The 4299-nt window shown below is 48.6% G+C and carries 4 protein-coding genes; 1 reads left to right on the top strand and 3 read right to left on the bottom strand.

All coding sequences use genetic code 11. The features are described 5' to 3' along the window. A partial coding sequence (locus tag JF818_RS00835; protein ID WP_198890103.1) for an aryl-sulfate sulfotransferase occupies positions 1-415 on the top strand: 415 nt, incomplete at its 5' end. Here the strand turns inward: JF818_RS00835 and JF818_RS00830 are convergent. The 3 genes from JF818_RS00830 to JF818_RS00820 form a co-directional block, all read right to left on the bottom strand. Then, a complete protein-coding gene (locus JF818_RS00830) occupies positions 327-836 on the bottom strand; it encodes an RDD family protein (protein ID WP_198890102.1) in 510 nt (169 codons plus the stop codon). The genes JF818_RS00835 and JF818_RS00830 overlap by 89 nt on opposite strands. Before the next feature lie 114 nt (positions 837-950). After that, a complete protein-coding gene (locus JF818_RS00825; RefSeq protein ID WP_198890101.1) occupies positions 951-3620 on the bottom strand; it encodes an alpha-L-rhamnosidase in 2670 nt (889 codons plus the stop codon). 61 nt (positions 3621-3681) lie between these two features. Next, on the bottom strand, positions 3682-4299 hold a 618-nt coding region (locus tag JF818_RS00820; protein WP_198890100.1), incomplete at its 5' end, for a carbohydrate ABC transporter permease.

The following is a 4299-nucleotide window of genomic DNA, read 5'->3' as shown; positions in this document are numbered from 1 at the left end:
ATCCTATAGTGATCCACTCGATCCCACAGAGAATTTTTCCCGTGCTGTTGAGTTTGAGATTGATGAGAAAGCCATGACCGTACGACAAGTCTGGGAGTACGGGACAGGGAATGGCAGTACTACCTTTACCCCATTCATCGGGGATGCAAACTATCTGGAGAATGGGAATCGTCTGATCTGCTTTGGGGGAATTACCAAGAATCTGGAGGGAGAGGCAGTTGAACTCTTTGATTTTGCGAACAACTCCCTCAATGACATGAAAATTTCAGCGAAGGTCATAGAGGTAACCTCTGACTATCCGGCCAGGGAAGTGCTGGTATTCTCCTTCAATGATCCTGATCCGACGAGCTATGCAGGGTATCGGGTGTATCAGGCAGAGCGCTATCCTCTGTATCATCCATCCTTGCTGAAGTAGCAACTACTACTGTCTTTGCTCCAAGGTCACAGAGGGCCTGACGCTTTTCAGTGAATAGGATGGGTATCCATCCGAGGCCCAACAGGCAGGTTGAGAAGAAAAGGATGAGATACCGGAGAAAAGCTCTAGCATAGGAGAGCTTATTTCCTTGTAAGGTAAAAACGCTGATAGAGAGCAGATGGCAACCGATCGTGCCAAACCTTGTCGACCAGAGCACGGTGAGATAGAGAGATCGGATCAGGATGAGTAGAAAGAGTACCGGACCACTATAGGCAAGGAGATATATCCCGCTTGCTTCACTGAACAATCCCTTCAGATACCACAGGAACAAGGGTGTCATCAGCAATGCTGTAAGCAGATGGTCAATTACATAGGCTGCAAAGCGTCTTGCAAGCGATGCATAGAGGTATTCCTTTTTCATCTGCCTTCTCCTCGATTAACGGTAATGTGTGTATCTATGACAGTCAAGGAAAGAAAAACCATGAGTATATCACTCGGATACACTCATGGTTTCACTACGAAAACCTGAACCAGGCTATTTGTTCAGCGTATAGCGGATCGTGTATACCCCTGAACCGGCTTCGGCTTCCAGGATATCATCACGCTTCGTGAATGTAAGGGCATCTCCGTCAACCAATGTTGCCCCATCCAGCAATCGGATAGTGGCAGTGGTATTGGCTGGAACCGTTGCTCGCAAAGTTACAACGTTCGTCTTGCTCTCTTTCTCCCAGCGTACACCCACCTCTCCATATACCGATTGATAGGATGCTTCCACCCAGGTGAGGTTTCCCCCGATCCTCGGGGCAATGATCGCATGCTTGTATCCTGGTTTGTGCTCATCCATGTCCAGACCTGCAACAACCCGGTAAAACCACTCACCAATTGCGCCGTATGCGTAGTGGTTGAATGAGTTCATATCTGGGCTCCACATTGAGCCATCCGGTTTGATACCATCCCAGTGTTCCCAGATTGTGGTGGCTCCCTTCTTGACTTGGTACAACCAGGAGGGGAAGTCATCCTTGAGCAACAACTCATATGCTTCGTCCAGACACCCATTGGAAGAGAGTGCATGGCAGAAGTACGGGGTACCGACAAACCCTGTCACCAGGTGTCCATCATGCTCAGCCAGCAACTTCTTCAGATTCTCCACGGTCTTTGCAACAAACTGCTTTGGGGCAAGGTTGAAGTGAAGAGCAAGAATATGTGCGGTCTGTGTCTGGGCGGTCATGGTACCATCGGCATTGAAGAAGGTTTCCTGGAATGTCTGCACAATCTTGTCATGAAGTGCTTCATACTCCTTTGCCACATCTTCCTTCCCTAGGATTCTTGCAATCTTGACAAAAAGACTGGTGGAATAGGCATAGTAAGCAGTACATGTCAGGTCGTTTGGAGTGGCTCCAAAGTAACTTCCTTCCTCAGCATCCAAGGCAACCCAGTCGCCAAACTGAAGCTTGTAGTTCCAGATATTATTCTTTGCATGGGTTTTCATGAAGTCAATCCAGCCCTTCATGCTCTCATACTGAGTCTCCAGGATTGCAGTATCACCAAAGGTGAGATAGAGCACCCATGGATTGATGATCGCGGCATCAGCCCATGCTGTAGCAGAGTGGGTTCCCTTGTTGAGCAACCAGTTGTCGAACGGGTACTTGTACAGTACATCGGGCACTACATGGGGAACGCCCCCTTCCTTGGTCTGGTCAAGGGCAAGGTCCTTGAGCCATTTCTTGAAGAAGGTATAGGTGTTCACATTATAGCTTGCTGTCTGGCAGAAAATCTGTGCATCACCAGTCCATCCAAGACGTTCATCACGCTGAGGGCAGTCAGTGGGAACATCCACGAAATTACTCTTCAATCCCCACAGGATATTATGCTGCAACTGGTTCAGATCCTCGTTGGAACACGCAAAGCTACCTGTTTGTGGCATGTCGGAGTGAATCACGTAGGCCTTGAAATTATCAAGATCCGCGCGTCCTGGGAACGATTCAACATGGATGAACCGGAACCCAAAGAAGGTGAAGTGAGGACGATAGACAAATGGTTTGTCATCCTTGATGGTGTAGGTTATTCGTTGTTCAGCCCTGCGGAGGTTGTCGGTGTAGACATTGCCGTCCTTATCCAGTACTTCGAAACAACGCAGGACTATGGTCTCTCCTGCCTTTCCTTTACCCCTTATCTCCGGTAATGCGCTCATGTTCTGGCCGAAATCGATGACCCGTTCTCCCTTGGGTGTCGTGAATGCAAGGGTTGGGGCCATGACCTCCTGAAGCGCAACTGGGGAGCCCTCCTGTGCCTCAATATGTTCTGAAGTACAAGGAACTGGTTTAGCTGCACGCCATGAAGTGTCATCAAATCCTGGTTTATCCCAACCATCCTTTTCCAGGGAAGCATCATAGGTCTCCCCATCATACAGTTGTGAATTCAGGATCGGACTGTCGCTGCCTCTCCAGCTCTCATCACTGTAGAACGTTTCTTTGCTTCCATCACTGTAGGTGACATCCATACGTAGTGAGAGGGATGCATAGTCACCATAGAAGTTGTGGATCATCAGGAAGCTGAGTGTGCTCTTATACCAGAGAGAACCGAGGTGTGCACCGAGTACGTGCTCACCAGCTGAGACCATGTCAGTTACATCATAGCTCTGGTAGAGTAGGCGATGATCATAACTGGTCCATCCTGGGGCAAGTTCATCACATGAGACCTTCTTGCCGTCGATATGCAACTGGTAGACTCCCTGTGCTGTGGAGAAAATTACAGCAGATTTCACCTCTTTTTTCAGAGAGATGGCTTTTCTTAGATAGGTGCCTTTCGATAGCTTGATATCTTCTTCACTCTCTGCAGTAATGAAATGATCCTTCAGTGAGTCAGGGTCTTTCAAGCCTCCGAGCATAGTGGCACTTGCACTGAATGGGGAGGTGGAGACTCCCTGAGTATCCGCTTCGGTGACGACTCTCACCCGTGCCCAGTAGAGAACGCCTTCATCCGGGGTGAATCCCGGCACGCGAACCTGTGCAGAATCACTGCTCTCTACCAGACCGGTGTCGAACAGTGGAGAGGCAAAGGATGACTCATCAGCTATCTGTATTTGATACTGTTTCTGTCGACAATTCCTAAATGGTGTGTTGATTACCCAAGAAAACTGTGGTCCCTCGGTAATTCCTACAACATGGTCAAGATAATTGATCTGCAGCTTGGAAACTGTTGTCATGATATTACTCCAATTTTGTTTTATGCGCTTGCAAGGTGAGCCTTGCATCCAATACCAAAAGTCAGCCTTTTACAGCCCCTCCCATCATTCCTGCTACCAGTTGGCGCTGGAAGAAGATAAAGATGATCAAGGGGATGATACTCACTACCACTACGTTTGCAAACAACAAATTCCACTGGGTGCTGAACTGGCTCATGAATGAGTACAGTGTCAGGGGAGCGGTAATGTTCTTTGCACCGGGAAGGAAGTACAGTGGACCAACGAAGTCATTGAAAATATTGACCGACGTAGTTACGACTACCGTTACAATCGCCGGCTTGAGCAGGGGGAGTATGACCTGGAAGAAGATGGTCAGAGGGCTTGCCCCGTCAAGATACGATGCCTCGTCAAGATCTCGTGGGATGGAGGACATCGCCGTCCTGAAAATCATGGTTGCAAATGGCATGAACAAGGCAACATCGATCATGATCATACCGAACATCGTCTTGTAGATTTTCAGGTTTTGCAACAGGAAGATGGTTGGTACAACCGCTGGTGGGATCATCAGCCCCACGATCAAGAGGGACATCAGAATAGAGGCGGACTTGTCATTCTTTCTCTGAGCCACGAATGCAAAGAGGGCAGAGAAGACCACAATCAGGGCCACTGATCCAACGGTAAGCAACGTACTGTTCAAAAG

This window comes from Sphaerochaeta sp. S2 (assembly GCF_016406725.1).
Taxonomy (GTDB): domain Bacteria; phylum Spirochaetota; class Spirochaetia; order Sphaerochaetales; family Sphaerochaetaceae; genus Sphaerochaeta.
The sequence above is the reverse complement of the archived record's forward strand: the minus strand, read 5'-3'. Positions and strand labels throughout refer to the sequence as shown.

Excerpts from the sequence above, each read along its gene's own strand:
- JF818_RS00825 (WP_198890101.1), bottom strand. The coding sequence starts at position 3,620 with ATGACAACAGTTTCCAAGCTGCAGATCAATTATCTTGACCATGTTGTA.
- JF818_RS00830 (WP_198890102.1), bottom strand. The coding sequence starts at position 836 with ATGAAAAAGGAATACCTCTATGCATCGCTTGCAAGACGCTTTGCAGCC.